Genomic DNA, 20384 nt, shown 5'->3' with positions numbered 1-20384 from the left:
CATGAACAAGGTCATACTGATCATCATTGACGGTTTGGCCCATGAGGTAGCCCGGCACAGCCTGGGCTACCTGCTGGCCATGACCGAGGCGGGACGCGCCACCGGCTACAAGTTGCAGTGCGAGCTGCCGGCCCTGTCGCGCCCCTTGTATGAAACCATTCTGACCGGCACCCGCCCGGTGGATCACGGTGTGGTACACAACAATGTCGTGCGACTGAGCCGGGAAACCAGCCTGTTTCATCTGGCTCAAGGAGCCGGCCGTACCACGGCGGCGGCGGCCTATCACTGGGTGAGCGAGCTCTATAATCGGGCGCCCTATGATGCCGTACAGGACCGCTTTACCGCCGATGACAACCTGCCCATTCAACACGGCGTGTTCTACCACCAGGACGATTATCCCGACAGCCACCTGTTGCTCGATGCCGAGTGGCTGCGCCGGCGTGCGGATCCCGATCTGCTGTTGATCCACCCGATGAACGTGGACGACGCCGGTCACAAGTTTGGCCTGGACTCGCCCCAGTATCGCAACAGCGCCCGTCGCTTTGATCTGTTGCTGGCCGATTACGTGCCGCGCTGGCTGGAGCAGGGCTACCAGTTGTTGATCACCAGCGATCACGGCATGAACCGGGATCGCAGCCATAGCGGCACCCTGCCGGAAGAGCGCGAAGTGCCCCTGTTTGTGCTGGGCTCGGCCTTTAGTCACGACCGCCACGCCCATCCGCGCCAGACCGAGCTGTGTGGCACCGTAGCCAGCCTGCTGGGCATTGAACACGACAAGCCCCTGTGCAAGGAGTTGCTGTCATGAACGACCATGCCCTGCGGCCGGCTCAGCGCCTGCAGGCGGCGCCCGCCGGCCTGAAGGTGCCACCGGTGGCGCGCCCTTCATCCCGGCGGCGGCGTCTGCCGCTGCTGTTACTGCTGCCCTTTGGCCTGGTGTTTGCGCTGTTTCAGCTCGCCCCCATTGGCTGGGTGGCAATCAATGGTTTTCAGGTGGCCGGCGACTGGAGCCTGGCCAATTTTCGCGAGATCCTTGGCTCTCCCTGGTATCGCCAGGCCTTTGCCAACAGCCTGGATCTGGCGTTCTGGTCCAGCCTGGCAGGCCTGGCCATCGCCACCCTGGGAACGGCGGCCCTGCGCCAAGTACCGGGGCGTCTGCAAAACGCCGTGGTGGCCTTCACCACCATGGCCAGCAACTTTACCGGCGTGCCCCTGGCCTTTGCCTTTATCGTGCTGCTGGGCATGAACGGCGCCCTCACCCTGCTGCTGCAACAACTGGGGCTGGCCGAGCAGTTCCAGCTCTATTCCCGCACCGGCCTGCTGGTGCTGTATACCTATTTTCAGGTGCCACTGGCGGTGCTGCTGCTGTATCCGGCCTTTGATGCCGTGCGCGACGACTGGCGCGATGCCGCCGCACTGCTGGGCGCCGGCCCGGTGCGCTACTGGCTGAAGGTGGTGCTGCCGGTGCTGAGCCCGGCCCTGCTCGGCACCTTTATCATTCTGCTGGCCAATGCCCTGGGCGCCTATGCCAGCACCTATGCCCTGATGACCAGCAACTACAACCTGGTGACCATTCAAATCGCCGGCCTGGTGGCGGGAGACATCTTCCTTGAGCCTCAGCTGGCGGCCGCCCTGTCGCTGCTGCTGATGGCGCTGCTGGTGCTGGTAACCGCCATCAACCACTGGCTTGTTGCCCGGAGTCGTTATGTCTGAATCTCCGCTGTTCGCGCGCCTGACGGTGTGGACCCTGGTGGCCGTGCTGGCCACCCCCATCGTCATTACCCTGGCCTATTCCCTGGCCGAACACTGGGGCGCCCATATTCTGCCGCAAGGCTTCACCGCCGACTGGTATGTCTCGCTCTGGACCGACACCCGCTTTCTGGCCGCCTTTGGCCGCTCGCTGCTGGTGTGCCTGGCGGCCCTGTTTCTCAGCCTGGTGCTGATCCTGCCGGTGCTGTTCGTGGTGTTTTACTACTTTCCGAAACTGAAAGGGCTGATGAACCTGCTGGTGCTGCTGCCCTTTGCGGTGCCGCCTGTGGTGTCATCGGTGGGACTGTTGCAGCTGTACGCCGGCGGCCCGCTTCCGCTGGTGGGCACCCCCTGGATTCTGGTGCTGTGTTATTTCACCCTGAGCCTGCCCTTTATGTACCGGGCCCTGGCCAACAATCTGGAGGCGGTCAATCTGCCCGATCTGATGGACGCCGCCCACCTGCTGGGGGCCGGCACCACTCAGGCCTTTCTGCAGGTGGTGCTGCCCAACCTGCGCAACGGCCTGCTCAGCGCCCTGTTTCTGGCGTTCTCATTTTTGTTTGGGGAGTTCGTATTTGCCAACCTGCTGGTGGGCACCCGTTTTGAAACCCTGCAGGTGTACCTGTATAGCCAGCGTACCACCAGCGGTCACTTCACCAGCGCCATGGTGATGTCCTATTTCCTGTTTATCGGCATCGCCACCTGGGTGGCGCTGCGTCTGCAATCCCGGAGCGCCTGATGTTTTATCTGGAAGTTGCCCATCTCGCCAAGTCCTTTGGCGACACCCATGTGTTCAGCGACATTAACTTTGATATTCGCCGGGGCGAGCTGGTCACCCTGCTTGGCCCCTCGGGCTGCGGCAAGTCCACCCTGCTGCGCAGCCTGGCCGGCCTGGCCAGCCCCGACCGGGGCCATATTCGCGTGGCCGGCGAAGACATCACCCACCTCAAGCCCCAGAAGCGGGGCATTGGCATGGTGTTTCAGAGCTATGCCCTGTTTCCCAATCTGACCGTGGCCGGCAACATTGCCTTTGGCCTGCGTACCCAGAAACTCGCTAATGCCGAGGTACGCCAGCGGGTGGCGGAAGCAGTAGCGCTGGTCGGCCTGGAAGGACGCGAACGCCATTATCCCGGCCAGCTGTCCGGCGGCCAGCGCCAGCGGGTAGCCCTGGCCCGGGCGCTGGTGGTGCAACCGCGCATTCTGTTGCTGGACGAACCGCTGTCGGCGCTGGACGCGCCCATTCGCAAGCGACTGCGCGAGCAGATTCGGCGCATTCAGCAACAGCTTGAGCTCACCACGGTATTCGTGACCCACGATCAGGAAGAAGCACTGACCATGTCGGATCGTATCTTTGTCATGAACAAGGGCAGCATCGTTCAGGCCGACACCGCCGAAACCGTCTATACCCACCCGGCCAACGACTTTGTGGCGGGCTTTATGGGCAGCTACAACCTGCTCGACCCGCAGCAGGCCAGGGCCCTGTTCGGCTTGCATATTCAGGGCCGGCTGGCCATTCGCCCCGAGAGCATTTACATTCGGGAGGCGGGCCGGGACTATGGCCAAATGATGACGGCACCGCTGCCGGCACAAGTGGAGCACCACCAGCTGCTGGGCAACGTGATCCGCTACCGTATGCGCCTGGAGCACGCCACCCTGGACGTGGACGCCCTTAACCGGGGACCGGCTTCGCTACTGGCCGCCGGCACTCGAGTGGAGCTACTGTTGCCCCAACATGAACTGAAAGAGGTTGCCTGATGAACCTGGCCATTTTTGATCTCGACGAAACCCTGATTGCCGGCGACTCCGCCACCCTGTGGCTAAGCTTTCTGGCAGAGCACGGCCTGGCGAGCGAGGCATTGCTGGCGGAAGAACGCCGGCTGATGGAGGACTACTATCGCGGCACCATGGACATGCACGCCTACATGACCCTGACCCTGTCGCCGCTGGAAGGTCGCCGCCCGGCGGAGCTGGCCCCCCTGGTAGAAGCCTTCATCAGCGACTGCATTATGCCCATCGTCTACCCCCAGGCTCGGGAGCGGCTCAACTGGCACCGTGAACAGGGACACCGCTGCCTGATCATTTCCGCCACCGGCGAGCACCTGGTCAGGCCCATCGCGCAACGGCTGGGCGTGCAGGATGCCATTGGCGTGCAGACCGAAATAGCAGACGGCCGCTACAGCGGCCGCCCCACCGGCGTGTTCAGCTATCAGCAGGGCAAGGTGGTGCGTCTGGGCCACTGGCTGCGGGAGCAGGGCATCGAGCCCGGCTTCTGCTATGGCTACAGCGACTCGCTCAACGATCTGGCGCTGCTGGAATACGTGGATCAGGCCGCGGTGATCAACGGTGACGAGACCCTCAATGCCCTGGCCACCGAACGGGGCTGGCAGCAGCTTAGCTGGGCGCTGTAACTCACCCAAACAGCTTTTTTGAAAGCTCGGCCACGGTTTTGCCCTGATAGCGGGCGATGGTCAGCTCCCGTTCATCGGGCTGGCGCGAGCCGTCGCCGCCGGCGATGGTGCTGGCGCCGTAGGGAGTGCCGCCGCCCACCTGGGAAATATCGGCCAGTTCGGGGGCGCCATAGCCGATGGGCACGATCACCATGCCGTGATGGGCCAGGGTGATCCAGGTGCTGGTGATGGTGGTTTCCTGGCCGCCACCGGTACCGGTGGAGCTGAACACGCTGGCCAGTTTACCCACCAGGCCACCATTGACCCAGAGTCCGCCGGTCTGATCGAAGAAATTGCGCATCTGGCCGCTCATGTTGCCAAAGCGGGTGGGCGTGCCAATGATGATGGCATCGTAATCGGCAAGCTCGGTGGGGCTGGCCACTTCCGCCTGCTGATCCACCTTGCCTCCGGCCTGTTTGAACGCCTGTGCATCCATGGTTTCCGGTACCCGCTTGATGGTGACCTCAACCCCGGACACCTCAGCCGCCCCCTTTGCCACCGCATTGGCCATGGTTTCGATATGGCCGTACATGGAGTGATACAACACCAGCAACTTGCTCATTGCGCTTCTCCTTTGCCTTGTGAATATCGCCTTTCACACTCTAGTTGCACCCGGCAAAAGGCACAAAAAAACGGCACCCTTGCGAGTGCCGTTTTTTTGGCGAAGGCCGGCGGAAGATCAGGCCAGGTCTTTTACCATTTCCAGTACGTCCAGCTCGATGCCGTCGAGCTCCTCATTCCAGTTGGGGCCAATGCGCACGCCGTCTTCCGACAGGTCTTCCACCCAGATTTCCAGGAATTCGGCCAGGGTAATTTCAAACGGCTCATACTGGGCCCACTCGTCCACACACTGCGCGCTGGCTTCGGCCCGGGTGGACCACAGCGGCATCACTTCGGTATCCTGAAATTCGGTGGAATCACACACCACCCATTCGTCTCCGAAGCGAAGCCCCCACATCATGTTGTCGGCTTTCACCTGATCGATAAAACGCTGGTATTCTGGCTGGTGGAGCTGGCTCATTATGGTCACCTTTGGCTAATGAGGGGGAAATACCCCGAATGGGGGCGATACTGAACCAAATTACCCTTAGACTCAATCAAAACAATATTAAAAACACGGTGCTGCACAGTGCCCGTTGTCCGCCCGTCACTTACAGGAGGTGGCACATGAAATTGCCCGCCAAACACAGGGTAGCCAGTCTGGACGTGGATGCCCAGTATACCTTTACCCCCGTCTGTCCCGATGAGTTGCCGGTGGCAGGCGGTGACAGCATCGCCGACGAGCTGAATCGCCAGGCCGCCTTTGCCGGCCATCGCCTGGGCTCCAAGGATGCCCACTCCCCCGCCGCCCACTGGGTAGCCAGCGACGCCCATCCCGCCTTTAGCAAAATAGCAGGTGACAACATGGATCTGCGCTGGCCCCTGCATGCCGTGCCCGGCACCCGCGGGTTTGAGTTGCTCGACGGTTTGCCCCATCCGGCCGACTACGACTTTTTTGTGTGGAAGGGGGTGGAGCCCGACATGCACCCCTACGGCGCCTGCTTTCACGATCTGGACGAACGCCAGAGTACCGGGCTGATTGAATACCTGCGCTGCCACGATATCGACACCGTACTGGTCGGCGGGCTGGCCACCGATTACTGCGTATTCCACACCGTCAAACAGCTGCTCGCCGCCGGCATGAACGTGGTGGTCAACCGCTCCGCCATTCGTGGCGTGGCCGACGACACCAGCCGCCACGCCATGGCCGAAATGATTCAGCTGGGCGCCCACTTCGTGCACGACAGCCAGGAGCTTGAGCAAGGCCATGACTGAACCCGTAATCCAATCCCTGCTCGATACCGATCTGTACAAATACACCATGATGCAGGCGGTACTGCATCAACACCCGGCGGCCGAGGTGGAATACCGCTTTCGCTGCCGCACGCCGAACGTGGACTTTTCCGCCTGCCTGAAGGACATCAGCCGGGAAATCGATCACCTGTGCAACCTGCAACTGAGCGATGACGAGCTCGACTACCTGGCCGGCCTCGATTATCTCAAACCCGACTTTATTCATTTTTTGCGGCTGTTCCGGCTGGATCGGCGCTTTGTGCAGCTGGAGTGTATCGAGGGCAGGCTCGAACTCGTCATTCGCGGCCCCTGGCTGCACACCATTCTGTTTGAAGTGCCGCTGCTGGCCATTATCAGCGAGGTGTTTTGCCGCCATCACTACCCAAGCCCCGACTGGCAGCATGCCCGAAAAAAAATGCAGCAAAAAATCGCCCAGGTGGCCGGCACCCAGGGGGCCGAAGGCTTTCGCTTTTCCGACTTCGGCACCCGCCGGCGCTTTTCCGGCCGCTGGCACAAGGAAGTGGTGCAAGCCTTTGCCGAGGGGTTGCCCGAGCAGTTTTCCGGCACCAGCAACCTGGCGCTGTCGCGCCTCATCGGCCGGCCGCCCATGGGTACCATGGCCCACGAGTTTCTGCAGGCCTTTCAGGCCCTGGGACCCCGGCTTATCGACAGCCAGAAAGCCGCCCTGGATGCCTGGGTGAGCGAATATCGGGGCCGGCTCGGCATTGCCCTGACCGACGTGGTGGGCATGGACGCCTTTTTGCGCGACTTCGATCTCTACTACGCCAAACTGTTCGACGGCCTGCGCCACGACTCCGGCGACCCCGTGGTCTGGACCGAAAAGGCCCTGGCCCATTACCGCCGGCTGAAGATCGATCCCCTCGGCAAGCGGCTGGTATACAGCGACTCCCTTACCGTGGACAAGGCGCTGCACCTGTACCTGCGTTTTGCCGGCCAGTGCCGCCCGGCCTTTGGCATTGGCACCCATCTCACCAACGACGTGGTGGAGACCGCCCCGCTGAGCATGGTGATCAAGATGACCCGCTGCAACGGCCAGGCGGTGGCCAAGCTCTCCGACAGCCCGGGCAAGGCCATGTGTGCAGACGCCGGCTACCTGGCCTATCTGTCGCAGGTGTTTGGCGTGCCAACGCCCACCGTAAACCAAAGCTGACACCATCGTAAAGCCCAACTTCCGAGCCGCCCTTCTCAGCGTCCGCCCGAGTCTCTAGATTAAAAAGCAACGAAATGACGCTGACGAAGGGCATATTGATGAACGCCTCCACCTACGTGGCCCGCAAGCCCGGGCCCGATGGCACCATTCACTACACGGAGGAAGAAAACGCCGTCTGGCACACCCTGATTGCACGCCAGCTCGGCTGCGTGCAGCACCGCGCCTGTAACGAATACCTTACAGGCTTGGAACGGTTAACCCTGCCTCGGCATCGCATTCCCCAACTGGAGGAGATCAACCAGGTGCTGGTGCCGGCCACCGGCTGGCGCGTGGCCCGAGTGCCGGCGCTGATCTCCTTTGATCGTTTCTTTGCGCTGCTGGCCGACCGGCAGTTTCCGGTGGCCACCTTTATTCGCCGGCGGGAAGATCTCGACTACCTGCAGGAGCCGGATATCTTTCACGAGCTGTTTGGTCACTGCGCCATGCTCACCCACCCGGCCTTTGCCCGCTTTACTCATACCTATGGCCGGCTGGGCCTTGAGGCCAGCCCAAAGGAACGTGGCTTTCTGGCCAGGCTGTACTGGTTCACCGTGGAATTCGGCCTGCTTAACACGCCGGAAGGGCGGCGCATCTATGGCGGCGGCATACTGTCATCGCCGGGTGAAACCCAATATGCCTTTGCGTCGAGCGAACCCGAGTTTCGCCCCTTTAACATGCTGGACGTGCTGCGCACGCCCTATCGTATCGATATCATGCAGCCCATCTACTATGTACTGGACAGCCTGGACGATCTCTTTGCCATCGCCGACATGGACATCATGGCCGAGGTGCGCAAGGCTCAGGCCCTGGGGCTGTTTGCTCCCACCTTTCCACCCAAGAAAACCGCCGTTTAAGGAGAACCCATGACCCAACTGGCCCAACAACAATGCGAGGCCTGCCGGGCCGATGCGCCCAGAGTCAGTGATGCCGAGCTGGCCGAACTGATGACGCAGATTCCCGACTGGACCCCTCTGGCCCGGGACGGCGTGCTGCAGCTGGAACGAGAGTTTACATTCAAGAACTTCAAGCAGGCTTGGGCCTTTGCCGACAAAGTGGCGGAACTTGCCGAAAGCGAGTTTCACCACCCGGCCATTTTGCTGGAATGGGGCAAGGTCACCGTGACCTGGTGGACCCACGCCATCAATGGCCTGCACCGCAATGATTTTATTATGGCGGCCCGCACCGATACCTTGCTGGCCAACTGAGGAAACGTGGAGCACAGAAGTGGTAGGTTGGGACGAGGCACGAGTCCCAACATTTCAGCCGTCGGCTCATATGTTGGGATTCGCTTCGCTCATCGCCAACCTACGTATTCTCTTCCAGCTTCCGGCTCCCCCGATAGGGGTCACACCCCCAGTTTATCCCGCAGGCTGTAGTAGGCGGCGCCCATGGCACTGAAGGGCACCTGAAAGCGGCGGCCACCGAAGAACGGCAGGTGCGGCAGGCGCGCAAAGGCGTCAAAACGCTCGGCCTGACCTTTCAGCACTTCCGACAGCAGGCGTCCCGCCAGGTGGGTACAGGTCACACCGTGGCCGCTGTAGCCCTGCATGTAATACACGTTGGGCTCAAGCCGGCCAAACTGGGGCAGGCGCGACAGGGTCAGCAGGAAGTTGCCGGTCCAGCGGTATTCCACCTTGATTCCTTCCAGCTGCGGAAAGGTTTTCAGCAGTTTGGGTAACACCAGGCGGTCGATGTCGTCCGGATCCCGGGCGCCATAGACCACGCCGCCACCATAGAGCAGCCGGTTGTCGCCGGTGAGCCGATAGTAATCCAGCAGATAGTTGCAGTCTTCCACACAGTAGCCGTTGGGGATCAGGCGCCTGACCTGCTCTTCGCTCAGCGGCTCGGTGGTGACGATTTGAGTGCCGCAGGGCATGGCTTTGGCCGACAGCTTGGGCTCCAGGTTGCCGAGGTAGGCATTGCCCGCCAATACCATGAAGTTGGCGCTGACGCTGCCCTTGTCGGTTTTTGCCACGGCCGGATCGCCGTATGTCAGGCTGGTGACCGCCGACTGTTCAAAGATGCGCCCCCCCAGCTTGCGAATGGCTTCTGCCTCGCCCAGCGCCAGGTTGAGGGGGTGAATGTGGCCACCGCGGTGATCCAGCAGGGCGCCCACATAGCGCGTTGAGTCGATCTCCCGGGCCACCGCCTCGGCATCCAGCAGCTCGAGGCCGTCGTGGCCGTAGCGCTCCCAGTTGCCCTTCTGACTTTCCAGCTCATGCAACTGCCGGCTGTTCAGTGCGGCGAAAATGCCGCCGGGCTTGAAGTCGCACCGAATGTCGTACTGCTGAATGCGTTCGCGAATAATGTCGCCGCCTTCAAACATCATGCTGCCCAGCATGCGGGCGGTATCGGCGCCATAGCGGGATTCGATCACGTCGATATCACGGCTGTAGGAGTTGACCAGCTGGCCACCGTTGCGGCCGCTGGCGCCAAAACCGATGCGGCCGGCCTCCAGCAGCACCACATCAAAGCCCGCCTCGGTCAGAAACAGGGCGGTGGACAGGCCGGTGTAACCGCCCCCTACCACACACACATCGCACTGTATGTTTTCGGTCAGTTGCGGCCAGGGCGCGTGTTCGTTGGCGGTGGCCGCGTAGTAGCTGTTGACGTGTTCCATGATGTAAATGCTCCCTTAATCCAGTGCCAACCAGGTGGTCTTGAGTTCGGTAAACTTGTCAAAGGCGTGCAATGACTTGTCGCGGCCGTTGCCGCTTTGCTTGACGCCGCCAAAGGGCACCGTCATATCGCCGTCGTTGTAATTGTTGATAAACACCGAGCCGGCCTTGAGACGGCGCGCCAGCCGGTGGGCCCGGCGCAGATCCGAGGTCCACAGGCCGGCGCCCAGGCCGTACTGACTGTCGTTGGCCAGTTGCACGGCATCCTCTTCCCGTTCAAAGGTGGTCACCGCCAGCACCGGTCCGAAGATCTCTTCCCGGGCCACCGCCATGTGCGGATTGACCTGCTCCAGCACGGTCGGTCCCATGAAGTTGCCGGCCTGATCCCGGCCGTCCAGGCCAAGCACGGCGCCTTCTTCCAGGCCCTCGGCAATGTAGCGGCACACGCTGCCGTGGTGATCGCTGTCAATCAAGGTGCCCATGGTGGAAGACGGATCCAGCGGATCCTTGGGTTTGAAGGCCTCGGCGGCCTTTTTCAGCTCGGCCATAAAGGCGTCCCTGATGCTGCTTTCTACCAGCAGCCGGGTGCCGGCGATACACACCTGGCCCTGGTTGTAGAAAATGCCGGCGGCCGAGGCCCGGGCGGCTTTCGCCAGATCCGGGCAGTCGGCAAAGACGATATTGGCGCTCTTGCCGCCCGCTTCCAGCCACACCCGTTTCATGTTGGAACGGCCGGCGTATTCCATCAGCAGCCGTCCCACCCCGGTGGAGCCGGTAAAGGTCAGGCAGTCCACATCCTCATGCAGGGCCAGGGCCTTGCCCGCCTCGTGGCCGAAACCGGGCAGCACGTTGAGTACGCCATCGGGCAGGCCGGCTTCCTTGGCCAGTGCGGCCAGACGCAGAGCCGACAGCGGCGACTTTTCCGACGGCTTCAAGATCACCGAATTGCCGGCGGCCAGCGCCGGTCCCAGCTTCCAGCAGGTCAGCAACAGTGGAAAGTTCCAGGGCACGATCGCGGCCACCACACCAATGGGCTCACGGCTGACCAGGGCCAGGGCATCGGGGCCGGTGGGGGCTATTTCACCGTAAATCTTGTCCACCGCCTCGGCATACCAGCGCATGCAGCGCACGGCGCCGGGAATGTCGTCCCGCAGGCTGTGACGAATGGGCTTGCCGGTGTCCAGGGTTTCCAGCAGCGCCAGCTCTTCGGCGTGCCGCTCCATCAACTCCGCCAGTCTCAGCAGCACCGCCTTGCGCTCGGCGGGGGCGGTCTGCGACCACGCGCCGGCCTCAAAACTGGCCCGGGCGGCCACCACCGCCATGTTGACGTCGGCCTCCCTGGCCCGGCTTACCTCGGCAAGGGGGGTATCTGTGGCGGGGTTGATTACCGCAAAGCGCTCTCCGGCCATGGCCTCGCGGTATTCTCCTTCAATAAACAGCCGGCTCTCGGGTTGCAGTTTGTTCGCTGCGGCCTGCCAGTAAGCCTTGTTTCTGAACTCCATGATGTGTCTCCGCCTTGATTACAGGTTGGCCGGGGTATGGGCGCTGATAATGCGGCACTCCCGGTCCGATGTATTGGTAAAGGTATGGGGCAGCCCGGTGTCGATAACATAGCTTTGCCCGGCCTGCAGCCGGTAATGCTCGCCGTCCACCGTCAGCTCGATTTGCCCTTCCAGCACGGTGCCCACCTCTTCGCCCTGATGCTTGAGGTGGCCGCCGGTACTGGTGCCCGGGGCATAGCATTCGATAAGAAATCCCAGCGCCCGCTGACGGTTGCCGTTGTGCACCAGCTTGAACGACACCCCCTGGCTGCCGATCTCCACCAGCTCCTCTTCGTTAATGACCACCTTGTTGCGGGTGAGTGCCTGCGGCTCGGCAAAAAACTCCGACAGCGACATGTCATACACCTTGAGCAGTTTTTGCAGGCTGCTGACCGCCGGGCTGACCTTGTCCTGCTCTATGGTGCAAATGGCACCGTGGGTCAGTCCCGACAGCTCGGCCACGCGGCGCTGGCTGAGCCCCAGCCGCCGGCGAATGTCCGCCAGCCGGCTGCCCGGTGCCAGTTCCTGAGCGGCGCTCATACCGCCTCCCGCACTTGAGCGTAGTGCTGGCAGGCGGCCACAAAACCATCGAACAGCGCCCGGGACAGGGCGTCGTCGCGGCTGTGCCATTCCGGGTGCCACTGCACGCCCAGGGCAAAGGGATGATCCGGCAGGCTGATGGCTTCCACCAGGCCATCGGGAGCGGTGGCTTCCACCCGCACACCGGTGCCGGTGGTCTTTGCCCCCTGCATATGCAGTGAGTTGACCTTCTGCACATCGCTGCCCGCCAGCTGCGCCAGCAGGCCGCCCGCCATGGGCTGAATGTCGTGGGCCGGGGCGTATTGCACCTCCAGGGGTTGTTCCTTGTTTTCCCGGTGCTCGGCAAACAGGCCGGTCTCGTGCAGGCGCCGGTGCAGGCTGCCACCGCTGGCCACCACCATTTCCTGAAAACCGCGACAAATGCCAAACAGCGGCAGCTTCATGGTCCGGGCGGCGGCGATCAGCCGCAGGCTGAGCCGGTCCCGACCCACATCGGTGTGCTCTTCCTCACCGGGCTCACCGTAATGATGCGGCTCCATATTGCTGTAGCTGCCGGTAAGCAGAATGCCGTCGAGGCGAGCCAGCATGGCCGCCAGGGCCTGCTCGTCCTCGCCCAGCTGATGCACCAGGGGCACCGGCACCGCCCCCGCGGCGGTAATGGCGTCCAAGTATTTTTGCTGCACGGTCAGGCCGGCATGGGGCCCCAGCTGCTGCTGGCACAGGATCACCCCCACCCAAGGTTTGTTAAATATATGAACCGCTGTCATCTTCGCTCACCCGCTTTAAATTTTGAACACTTGGCCGTTATCGCGCGGCCACCGTAAAAAATATAGTCAAAACCCTAGCACCAGCCCGCTTTCACCTCAACAATTTTTAACACTTGCAAAACATAATAAACACACATAAGTTATCAACGTAAATTATTTTTAACGGTCACATGGTGGTGAAATCATGCAAGCGAATACAACGGTAACGACCCTTCCCTCGGCCGACGAGCCGGCCCTTACTCCCTTTGAACAGGAGGCGGCCGCCTACCTTGCCCGCTACCCCCAAACCCAGTATGTGGACGTTTTACTGACCGATCTCAACGGCATCTTTCGTGGCAAACGGCTGCCGATCAGTGCCCTCGACAAGCTTGAAGCCGGCTGCTTCTTTCCCGCCTCGGTGTTTGCCATGGACTTTCGCGGCAACGTGGTGGAAGAAACCGGCATCGGCCAGGACATCGGCGAGCCGGATCTGCCCTGCTATCCCATCGCCGGCACCCTGGTGCCCTCGGCCTCGGATGCGGAAACCGTGGCCCAGCTGCTGCTGACCATGGTGGACGAACACGAACAGCCCTTTGGTCTGGAGCCCCGAAACGTACTCAACCGAGTATGGAAGCAGGTGAAGGCGCGCGGGCTGACCCCGGTAATCGCCCTGGAGCTGGAGTTTTACCTGGTGGACCGGGACCGGGACGAGCAGGGTCGGCTGCAGCCCCCCTGCTCGCCGCTGACCCAGAAGCGGGACACCTACAGCCAGGTCTATTCCGTGGACAACCTCAACAACTTTGCGGAGATTCTCGCCGACATCGACAATATCGCCGCCCTGCAGGGGCTGCCCGCCGACGGCGCCGTGGCCGAGGCGGCACCGGGTCAGTTTGAAATCAACATGCATCATGGCAGCGACGTGCTGGCCGCCTGCGATCAGGCGCTGGCACTGAAGCGGCTGATCAAGCTGGTGGCCGAGCAGTACGAGATGGACGCCACCTTTATGGCCAAGCCCTATGAGGAACACCCGGGCAGCGGCCTGCACGTGCACATCAGCGTGACCGACGAACAGGGTGACAACCTGTTTGCCGATGAACAGGGCGAGGACTCCCCGCTGCTGCAGCAGGCGCTGGCCGGCATGCTGGATCTGATGCCCGACAGCATGGCGCTGCTGGCTCCCAACATGAACGCCTTTCGCCGTTTTCAGCCGGGCATGTATGTACCGGTGCAGGCGTCCTGGGGCCACAACAACCGCACCGTGGCGCTGCGCATTCCTGCCGGCGACGACGAGGCGCGTCGCATTGAATACCGGGTGCCCGGTGCCGACGCCAACCCCTACCTGGTGGTGGCCACCATGCTGGCCGGCCTGCTGCATGGCCTCGACAACACGCTGCCGCTGCCGGAGCCGGTGGTGGGTAACGGCCTGGAGCAGGAAGGCCTGCCCCTGCCCACCCGCCAGAGCAGTGCCCTGGCCCGGCTTGAAGGCGACACGCCGCTCAAGCGCTACCTGGGCGAGGAGTTCGTTGAGGTATACCGCATCTGCAAGCAGGACGAACTGCTCGAATTTGAAAAGCGCATTACCGATATCGAACTGGAATGGATGCTGAAAAACGCCTGATGACGGCACCGGCGCCCCGGCCAATAACACCATAACAAGCCGGGGCGCTTTGCTTTTCGGGTGGATTGATATAAAAGAGCGCCCCCACAGGCGTCCCCTCGACCAAAAAAGGAAGATGATGATGGAACAGCCCAACTCCCTGGCCCTTACCCCCAGTGTCAAATGGCCACCGCTCTGGCGTGGCCTGGCGGTGGCCGTGATTGCCGCCCTGGCCTTTGCCTGGCTCGGTTTTACCCATGAATCAGGCAGCGACTACGGTGCCCTTAGCCTGCTGCCGGCGGCGCTGGTGATCACCATGGCGGTGCTCACCCGCAAAACCGTGGAGTCGCTGCTGGCGGGCAGCCTGCTTGGCCTGCTGCTGCTTGACCCGGCCAACCTGGTGAGCCCGCTGGCGGACGTCACCCTGGCGGTGATGATGGACGAAACCATCGCCTGGCTGATCCTGGTGTGCGGCATGATGGGGGGTCTTATCAACCTGCTGGCCCGAGGCGGTGGCGTGCACAGCTTTGGCGCCGTCATGACCCGGCTTATCAAGTCTCCCAGAGGCGCCATGGTGGGCACGGTCGGCCTGGGGCTGGTGGTGTTTATCGACGACTACCTCAATTCCCTGGCGGTATCGTCATCCATGAAGCGCATTACCGACCGCTTTCATATCTCTCGGGAAAAACTGGCCTATATCGTGGACTCCACCGCCGCCCCCATCTGCATTCTGGTGCCGGTATCCACCTGGGCGGTGTTTTTCGCCTCATTGCTGGAAGACGCCGGCGCCACCGAAAGCGGCCAGGGCATGTCTCTCTATGTGGCCAGCATTCCCTGGATGTTTTACGGCTGGGCGGCGCTGCTGGTGGTGGCACTGGTGGCCGCACGCAAGCTGCCGGATCTGGGCGCCATGAAGAAGGCCGAGGCCCGTGCTCAGGGCGGTCAGCCTGTGCCCGATGGCTGGCAGGACGAAGAAACGCCCGCCCCCGAGCGCAGCGTGCCCGGCTGGTTGGGACTGACCAACTTTCTGCTGCCCATGGCGGTGCTGGTACTGGCCAGCGTGTATTACGACATCGATCTGCTGAAGGGCGTGCTGGTGGCCCTGGGCGTAACCATGGTGCTCTATTCGGTGCAGCGGCTGCTGTCGTTTCAGCAGCAGGTGGAGGCAACCCTGGACGGCTTCAAGGTGATGCTGTATCCGCTGGCCACCGTGTGCGCCGGCTTCATTCTGAAGGAGGTCAACGATCAGCTGGGCATGACCCGCTACATCATCGACACGGTCACACCGCTGCTGACGCCGGCGCTGTTGCCCGCCGTGGTGTTTGTGGTCATGGCCGCGGTGGTGTTCAGCACCGCCTCAAGCTGGGGCGTGTTCGTGATCTCCCTGCCCATCGTAGTGCCCCTGGGCCAGGCCATGGACGTGCCCATGCCGCTGGTGGTGGGTGCACTGCTGTCGGCCTCGGCCTTTGGCAGCCACGCCTGCTTCTTCAGTGACTCCACCGTGCTCTCGGCCCAGGGCGCCGGTTGCGACACCATGGATCACGCCCTGACCCAGCTGCCCTATGCCCTGATCGGCGGCGCCATCGCCCTGGTCACCCTGCTGGCCGCGGGTTTCTGGCTGATGTAACAGACGGGCCCGGCTTTCGCCGGGCTAATCTGCCTGCACTAGATTTCTTGCCCCTCGAGTGCCCCACTGATGTGGGGCCTACAAGGGTTTACCCGTTTTGCTCCTGGCAATAGTCAATAAACACCTCGGGCCGGAGCGGCGGTGAAAACCAGTAGCCTTGTATCTGGGTGCAACCCATGGCCCGCAGCAGGGCCACCTGCTCGGGGCGCTCCACCCCTTCCGCCACCGTATCGCAACCCAGAATACGGGCCATGTGGATCACCGCCTGCGCCAACCCCCTGTCCTGTTCGTCGGTATCCATGCTGTCGACAAAGGCCCGGTCAATCTTGAGCACAGACACCGGCATGGTCTTGAGATAGGCCAGGGACGAATAGCCGGTGCCGAAATCATCAATGGCAATGCCGATGCCCGCCGCGGCCAGCTGGCGCAACTGGGCCAGGGCCAGATCCAGGTTCTGCATCAGCCCCGACTCGGTCACCTCAATCTCAATGGCCCCTGCAGGCAGGCGGCTGCGGCCCAGCCGCGTGATCAGGCTGTCGGCAAAGCCCGGCTGCATCAGTTGCAGCGCCGCCACGTTCACCGCCACGCGAAAATTCGGCGGCACGCATTCCTGCTCGAGCCACCGCTCCAGTTGCCCTATGGCGGTGTCGATCACCCAGTCACCCAGCCGCAGAATATCGCCGCTGCTCTCGGCAATGGGAATAAAGTCCGCCGGCGACACGCGCCCCAGTTCCGGGCTGGTCCAGCGCAACAGGGCTTCGGCGCCGATCACCCGCTCATTCACCAGTTCCACCTTGGGCTGGTACACCAGAAACAGCTCCCGCTGCTCGGCGGCGGTGCGCAGGGCCTGGCGATAATGACTGAGGGTCAGCAACCGCTGCTCAAGCTCGGGCTCAAAACAGCGCCACTCCCCCGCCTTGTGCGGCAGCGCCATGGCCGCCTGACGCACCAGATGCTCCTCACCGGAGTGGGCAAGGCCGCTGTGACTGACGCCGATGCGGCAGTCCAGGTGCAACAGCAACTGCTCCACTTCCATGCCCTGCGTCAGGCGGCCGAGCAGCTCGCCCGCCCGCCGGGCCATACCGGCCGCCTTCGGCACGCCAAAGTCGAGCACCAGCCATTCGCTGCTGCTCCAGGGGCCAAACACACAGTCCGGCTCTTGCAGCAGGGCCTGCAGCCGCGAGCTCAGGGTAAGGCTCAGGGTTTCGGCCACCCGTAAACCGTGCAGCCTGGCAATGTCTTCCAGGCCGTCGAGGGCGATAAAATAGAGCACCACGCCCCCCTTGAGGCGTTCCCCCAGGCACTCCAGCAGGCCCCGTCGGTTCAGCCGGCCGGTCACCGGATCACTGATGGCCTGTTGCTGCAGCTCCCGTGTACGCTGACGCACCTCGTCCTCAAGCCCCCTGGCCCGGTCGCTGCGCTCACGCAACAGGAAGTGCGCCTGCAGGGTATTGCGAATACGCTGCAACACCTCCAGTTGATCAAAGGGCTTGTTAAGAAAATCCCTGGCGCCCAGGCCCAGGGCCCGCAACCGGGTGTCGGCATCGGTCTGGGCACTCAGCACAATCACCGGTGGTGCCCGCTCGCCCCATTCGGCCTCCAGCCACTCGAGCACGCGATAGCCGTCCAGGTGGGGCATGCGAATATCCAGCAGCAGCAGATCCATCGGCTGTTCCTGCATGTGCCGGGCCAGTTGGCGCGGGTCGGTTTCACCACGCACCTGCCGGTAGCCCTCGTCTTCCAGCAGGCAGAGTAACAACTCCACGTTAATGGGATTGTCATCCAGCACCAGAATATGGGCACCGGCATGAGCCGGCGCGGTCATGATGCCTCCCCGGTCAGTTCATCCAGCAGCGCCAGCAAACGGGGAATGTCCACCGGCTTGGTCAGGTAGTCGCGAAACCCGGCCTTGCGGGCCTGGCGCACCTCTGCCGGCATGGCGTTGGCCGACAGCGCCACCACGGGCACCTGGCGCGTACGCGGATGGCGCCCCAGTAACTGCGCCGCCTCCACCCCGCTCATGCCGGGCAGGTTGACGTCCATCAGGATCAGATCCGGCGGGCTGGCACAGGCCATTTCAAAGGCCAGCTCCGCCGAGTGCACACAGGCGAGTTCAAAGTCGTCGAGCTCCTCGAACAGATCACGCAGCAGCCGCTGGTTGGCCGGGTTGTCTTCCACATAGAGTACGGTCTTGCCGCCGGCCGCGGCCACCTCCCGGGACGGCAGCTCCTGGGGCAAGGCCGCCGCCGGCCCGGAGGCCGCCAGCGGCAGGCAGAACCAGAACTCGCAGCCGTCTCCGGGAAAGTTCTCGACGCCAATTTCGCCCTGCATCTGCTCCACTATGCTCTTGGTCAGCGCCAGGCCCACGCCGGTGCCCTCAATGGCACCGTTCTCGGCACCCAGGCGGTTAAAGGGCTGAAACAGCTGATCGAGGTAGTCGGGATCTATGCCCTCGCCCGTGTCCCGCACCGAAATGCGCAGGCGTTCGCCGTCGCGACGGCAACGGATATCGACCTGGCCATCGGGGCGGTTGTATTTGATGGCGTTGGACAACAAATTGATCAGCACCTGCTTGAGTCGAGTGTAATCGGCGGTGACGGTGCCGCAGCGGCCCATCTGGGCCAGCAGCCGAATGCCATGCTGTTCGGCCATGGGCGAAAGAATGTCGCAGGCCTCGCGCACCACGTCGGCCACCTCAATGGACTCGAACGACATGTCGATGCGGCCGGCCTCGATGCGCGCCAGGTCCAGCACCTCGTTGATCAGCTTCAGCAGGTGGCTGCCGCTTTTGTAGATCTGTTCCACCTGGCGCAACTGGCGCTCGCCCAGCGGCGCTCGCCGGTTGTTTTGCAGCAGCTGGGCAAAGCCCATGATGGCATTGAGCGGCGTGCGCAGCTCGTGACTCATGGACGACAGAAACTCGGTCTTGGCACGGCTGGCCTGCTCGGCCTGATCCCGGGCCTGACGCAACTGCTCGGTGACCGCTTCCCGTTCGCGCAGCTGGCGATAAAGGTTAATCAGCAGGGCGCAGGTGGAAGTAAAGGGCTCCAGCCAGGACACCAGCTTCTCATCGTAGTCTTCCCGGCCGTTGGCGATGGCATACATGCCGATCACCTCGCCATCATCAAAGATCGGTACCCCGAGGAAGTTGTGCAGGGGCGGATGCCCGGGAGGAAAACCGCCCCGGCGGGGGTCGTCCGCCATGCGATTGCTGAGGACTGTCCTGCCGCCGGCAAACACCTGACCCAGCATGCTGTCGGGGTTGGTCAGCAGCATTTCCCCCGCCTGCAGCCTGAGCATCAGCTGGCGGGACTCCTCGCTCCAGGACAGGTCGGTAATGGCGTGGACCTTGAGCGCCGGCCCGGTGTCGCCGGGCAGCACCTCGCCGATAAGGGAATAGTCACTGCCGGTCAGCTCCCTGAGCGCCTCCTGCAAGAATCCCCACAGCCGGTTGCCGGACATCAACGCATGATAGTCGGTCAGTCCCTTATGCAGCACGCTCAGCAGTCGCTGCTGCCGCTCCAGCTGGCGGGCGGCCTGCCGCTCCCGCAGCTCGGCCTGATGCATTTCACTGAGGTCGGTCAGAATGCCGATAAACTCCGCCTCGCCGTGGTGCTCGTCCAGGCGTACCTCGCCCACCGCCAGGTGTACCGGCACCGAGTGGCCGTCCCGGTGCAGGGCCGCCACCTTGCGTCCCTTGCCGATCACGCGGGCGTCGCCGCCCTCGGTATAGTGACGCAGATACTGGTCGTGGTGCTCGGCCCAGCGGGATGGCATCAGCCGGCTGACATTTTCCCCCAGCAGGGCGTCTCTTTGGTAACCCAGCAGGTTCAGGGCGTAGTCGTTGATCTCTTGAATGTGGCCACGGCCGTCGATGCGCACGATGCCGGCCGCCGCCCCCTGAGTAATGGCCTCGTAACGGGCCAGCCGGTTGTCGCTGAGGCTGCCCTGTTCATTGAGCATTTGCCGTTTCCAGCGTAACCGCAGCAGGGCCCGGGCCTGACCGGCAAGCAATTCCAGCCGACGCAGCTCTTCTTCGCTCAGGGTGCGGGGCCTGGTATCCAGTATCGCCAGCACGCCCAGCACCAGGTCGGATTCCAGGTACAGGGGCATGCCCGCGTAAAAGCGCAGGCCAGGCTTCCCGGCAACCAGGGGGTGATCGGCAAAGCGCGCGTCCTGGCTGGCATCGCTGACCACCAGCGGTGCCCCGTCGGCCACCACCCAACTGCAAAAGGCGGCGTCCCGGGGGACTTCCTGTGCGCCAAGTCCGCGCTGGCTGCGAAACCACTGCCGCTCCTTGTCCGTCAGCGACACCAGCCCCATGGGCGCATTCAGCAGCAGACAGGCCAGCTCCACCAGCTGGTCGAATTCCGGATCCGGGGGAGTATCGAGCAGCTGCAACTGGTGCAGGCAGGCGAGGCGGGCCGGTTCGTTCGAGGGAAAGGGGGCAGAACTGTGCATGGTAACATCCCGTGTCTG

At 62.9% G+C, this 20384-nt stretch carries 19 protein-coding genes; 11 read left to right on the top strand and 8 right to left on the bottom strand.

The annotated features are described in order from the left end of the window. Position 1 precedes the first annotated feature (1 nt). Genes OJHNALOF_RS04930 through OJHNALOF_RS04910 form a run of 5 tightly spaced genes read left to right on the top strand, consistent with a single transcriptional unit; the run spans position 2 to position 4154 of the window. On the top strand, positions 2–805 hold the full coding sequence (locus tag OJHNALOF_RS04930) for an alkaline phosphatase family protein (RefSeq protein ID WP_165661335.1): 804 nt from the start codon (positions 2–4) through the stop codon (positions 803–805). Continuing rightward, positions 802–1710 (top strand): ABC transporter permease subunit, encoded by a 909-nt coding sequence (locus tag OJHNALOF_RS04925; RefSeq protein ID WP_165661334.1) that lies wholly within the window; start codon positions 802–804, stop codon positions 1708–1710. Before OJHNALOF_RS04930 ends, OJHNALOF_RS04925 begins: the two co-directional genes overlap by 4 nt. Then, the gene (locus OJHNALOF_RS04920) at positions 1703–2485 is read left to right on the top strand and encodes an ABC transporter permease (protein ID WP_165661333.1); all 783 of its coding nucleotides are present in this window, start codon (positions 1703–1705) and stop codon (positions 2483–2485) included. Before OJHNALOF_RS04925 ends, OJHNALOF_RS04920 begins: the two co-directional genes overlap by 8 nt. Beyond that, positions 2485–3501: an ABC transporter ATP-binding protein gene (locus OJHNALOF_RS04915; protein WP_094200198.1), complete on the top strand. Its 1017-nt coding sequence runs from the start codon at positions 2485–2487 to the stop codon at positions 3499–3501. Before OJHNALOF_RS04920 ends, OJHNALOF_RS04915 begins: the two co-directional genes overlap by 1 nt. After that, complete coding sequence (locus OJHNALOF_RS04910; RefSeq protein ID WP_165661332.1) at positions 3501–4154, top strand: HAD family phosphatase; 654 nt, start codon at positions 3501–3503, stop codon at positions 4152–4154. The genes OJHNALOF_RS04915 and OJHNALOF_RS04910 overlap by 1 nt, the downstream gene beginning before the upstream one ends. 1 nt (position 4155) lies before the next feature. Here the strand turns inward: OJHNALOF_RS04910 and wrbA are convergent, their stop codons facing one another. Both wrbA and OJHNALOF_RS04900 read right to left on the bottom strand, forming a co-directional pair. After that, the gene (gene wrbA, locus OJHNALOF_RS04905; RefSeq protein ID WP_165661331.1) at positions 4156–4755 is read right to left on the bottom strand and encodes an NAD(P)H:quinone oxidoreductase; all 600 of its coding nucleotides are present in this window, start codon (positions 4753–4755) and stop codon (positions 4156–4158) included. Positions 4756–4872: 117 nt separating this feature from the next. Next, the gene (locus tag OJHNALOF_RS04900; protein WP_094200201.1) at positions 4873–5214 is read right to left on the bottom strand and encodes a DUF2750 domain-containing protein; all 342 of its coding nucleotides are present in this window, start codon (positions 5212–5214) and stop codon (positions 4873–4875) included. A 146-nt stretch (positions 5215–5360) separates the two neighbouring features. On the opposite strand from OJHNALOF_RS04900, the gene OJHNALOF_RS04895 reads away from it, so the two are divergent. The 4 genes from OJHNALOF_RS04895 (at position 5361) to OJHNALOF_RS04880 (ending at position 8441) form a co-directional block, all read left to right on the top strand. Then, positions 5361–6008: an isochorismatase family protein gene (locus tag OJHNALOF_RS04895; RefSeq protein ID WP_165661330.1), complete on the top strand. Its 648-nt coding sequence runs from the start codon at positions 5361–5363 to the stop codon at positions 6006–6008. Beyond that, positions 6001–7197, top strand: coding sequence for a nicotinate phosphoribosyltransferase (pncB, locus tag OJHNALOF_RS04890; RefSeq protein ID WP_165661329.1), 1197 nt, complete (start codon positions 6001–6003; stop codon positions 7195–7197). The genes OJHNALOF_RS04895 and pncB overlap by 8 nt, the downstream gene beginning before the upstream one ends. A 98-nt stretch (positions 7198–7295) precedes the next feature. Then, positions 7296–8090, top strand: coding sequence for a phenylalanine 4-monooxygenase (gene phhA / locus OJHNALOF_RS04885; RefSeq protein ID WP_206063615.1), 795 nt, complete (start codon positions 7296–7298; stop codon positions 8088–8090). A gap of 9 nt (positions 8091–8099) precedes the next feature. Then, positions 8100–8441, top strand: coding sequence for a 4a-hydroxytetrahydrobiopterin dehydratase (locus tag OJHNALOF_RS04880; protein ID WP_165661328.1), 342 nt, complete (start codon positions 8100–8102; stop codon positions 8439–8441). A 140-nt stretch (positions 8442–8581) separates the two neighbouring features. Here OJHNALOF_RS04880 and OJHNALOF_RS04875 read toward each other — a convergent pair whose 3' ends face one another. Genes OJHNALOF_RS04875 through puuD form a run of 4 tightly spaced genes read right to left on the bottom strand, consistent with a single transcriptional unit; the run spans position 8582 to position 12702 of the window. After that, positions 8582–9859, bottom strand: a complete 1278-nt coding sequence (locus tag OJHNALOF_RS04875; protein ID WP_165661878.1) for an FAD-binding oxidoreductase — start codon at positions 9857–9859, stop codon at positions 8582–8584. 12 nt (positions 9860–9871) lie between these two features. Beyond that, positions 9872–11356, bottom strand: a complete 1485-nt coding sequence (gene puuC / locus OJHNALOF_RS04870; protein ID WP_094200206.1) for an aldehyde dehydrogenase PuuC — start codon at positions 11354–11356, stop codon at positions 9872–9874. A gap of 18 nt (positions 11357–11374) precedes the next feature. Further along, positions 11375–11935: an HTH-type transcriptional regulator PuuR gene (gene puuR, locus OJHNALOF_RS04865; protein WP_094200207.1), complete on the bottom strand. Its 561-nt coding sequence runs from the start codon at positions 11933–11935 to the stop codon at positions 11375–11377. Next, a complete protein-coding gene (gene puuD / locus OJHNALOF_RS04860) occupies positions 11932–12702 on the bottom strand; it encodes a gamma-glutamyl-gamma-aminobutyrate hydrolase (RefSeq protein ID WP_094200208.1) in 771 nt (256 codons plus the stop codon). The genes puuR and puuD overlap by 4 nt, the downstream gene beginning before the upstream one ends. Positions 12703–12886: 184 nt before the next feature. Between puuD and OJHNALOF_RS04855 the strand changes: the two genes are divergently transcribed. Both OJHNALOF_RS04855 and OJHNALOF_RS04850 read left to right on the top strand, forming a co-directional pair. After that, complete coding sequence (locus tag OJHNALOF_RS04855; protein WP_094200209.1) at positions 12887–14299, top strand: glutamine synthetase family protein; 1413 nt, start codon at positions 12887–12889, stop codon at positions 14297–14299. A 121-nt stretch (positions 14300–14420) separates the two neighbouring features. Continuing rightward, positions 14421–15905, top strand: coding sequence for a Na+/H+ antiporter NhaC family protein (locus OJHNALOF_RS04850; protein WP_165661327.1), 1485 nt, complete (start codon positions 14421–14423; stop codon positions 15903–15905). 88 nt (positions 15906–15993) lie between these two features. Here the strand turns inward: OJHNALOF_RS04850 and OJHNALOF_RS04845 are convergent, their stop codons facing one another. Next, positions 15994–17730 carry an EAL domain-containing protein gene (locus tag OJHNALOF_RS04845; protein WP_165661326.1) on the bottom strand — a complete coding sequence of 579 codons (1737 nt, stop codon included), beginning with the start codon at positions 17728–17730 and terminating at the stop codon, positions 15994–15996. Continuing rightward, on the bottom strand, positions 17727–20366 hold the full coding sequence (locus OJHNALOF_RS04840) for a GAF domain-containing protein (protein WP_165661325.1): 2640 nt from the start codon (positions 20364–20366) through the stop codon (positions 17727–17729). Before OJHNALOF_RS04840 ends, OJHNALOF_RS04845 begins: the two co-directional genes overlap by 4 nt. Between the last annotated feature and the right edge of the window lie 18 nt (positions 20367–20384).

It is taken from the genome of Oceanimonas sp. MB9, assembly GCF_011319775.1.
GTDB classification, from domain to species: domain Bacteria; phylum Pseudomonadota; class Gammaproteobacteria; order Enterobacterales; family Aeromonadaceae; genus Oceanimonas; species Oceanimonas doudoroffii.
Note: the sequence above shows the minus strand (reverse complement) of the source record. Positions and strands in the feature narration are given on the sequence as shown.

Bases quoted from the DNA above. Each gene is read 5' to 3' on its own strand.
- pncB (WP_165661329.1), top strand. From the start codon at position 6,001: ATGACTGAACCCGTAATCCAATCCCTGCTCGATACCGATCTGTACAAA.
- puuC (WP_094200206.1), bottom strand. From the start codon at position 11,356: ATGGAGTTCAGAAACAAGGCTTACTGGCAGGCCGCAGCGAACAAACTG.
- OJHNALOF_RS04930 (WP_165661335.1), top strand. From the start codon at position 2: ATGAACAAGGTCATACTGATCATCATTGACGGTTTGGCCCATGAGGTA.
- OJHNALOF_RS04925 (WP_165661334.1), top strand. From the start codon at position 802: ATGAACGACCATGCCCTGCGGCCGGCTCAGCGCCTGCAGGCGGCGCCC.
- OJHNALOF_RS04855 (WP_094200209.1), top strand. From the start codon at position 12,887: ATGCAAGCGAATACAACGGTAACGACCCTTCCCTCGGCCGACGAGCCG.
- OJHNALOF_RS04895 (WP_165661330.1), top strand. From the start codon at position 5,361: ATGAAATTGCCCGCCAAACACAGGGTAGCCAGTCTGGACGTGGATGCC.
- wrbA (WP_165661331.1), bottom strand. From the start codon at position 4,755: ATGAGCAAGTTGCTGGTGTTGTATCACTCCATGTACGGCCATATCGAA.
- OJHNALOF_RS04920 (WP_165661333.1), top strand. From the start codon at position 1,703: ATGTCTGAATCTCCGCTGTTCGCGCGCCTGACGGTGTGGACCCTGGTG.
- puuD (WP_094200208.1), bottom strand. From the start codon at position 12,702: ATGACAGCGGTTCATATATTTAACAAACCTTGGGTGGGGGTGATCCTG.
- OJHNALOF_RS04910 (WP_165661332.1), top strand. From the start codon at position 3,501: ATGAACCTGGCCATTTTTGATCTCGACGAAACCCTGATTGCCGGCGAC.
- OJHNALOF_RS04880 (WP_165661328.1), top strand. From the start codon at position 8,100: ATGACCCAACTGGCCCAACAACAATGCGAGGCCTGCCGGGCCGATGCG.
- puuR (WP_094200207.1), bottom strand. From the start codon at position 11,935: ATGAGCGCCGCTCAGGAACTGGCACCGGGCAGCCGGCTGGCGGACATT.
- phhA (WP_206063615.1), top strand. From the start codon at position 7,296: ATGAACGCCTCCACCTACGTGGCCCGCAAGCCCGGGCCCGATGGCACC.
- OJHNALOF_RS04840 (WP_165661325.1), bottom strand. From the start codon at position 20,366: ATGCACAGTTCTGCCCCCTTTCCCTCGAACGAACCGGCCCGCCTCGCC.
- OJHNALOF_RS04845 (WP_165661326.1), bottom strand. From the start codon at position 17,730: ATGACCGCGCCGGCTCATGCCGGTGCCCATATTCTGGTGCTGGATGAC.
- OJHNALOF_RS04915 (WP_094200198.1), top strand. From the start codon at position 2,485: ATGTTTTATCTGGAAGTTGCCCATCTCGCCAAGTCCTTTGGCGACACC.
- OJHNALOF_RS04900 (WP_094200201.1), bottom strand. From the start codon at position 5,214: ATGAGCCAGCTCCACCAGCCAGAATACCAGCGTTTTATCGATCAGGTG.
- OJHNALOF_RS04850 (WP_165661327.1), top strand. From the start codon at position 14,421: ATGGAACAGCCCAACTCCCTGGCCCTTACCCCCAGTGTCAAATGGCCA.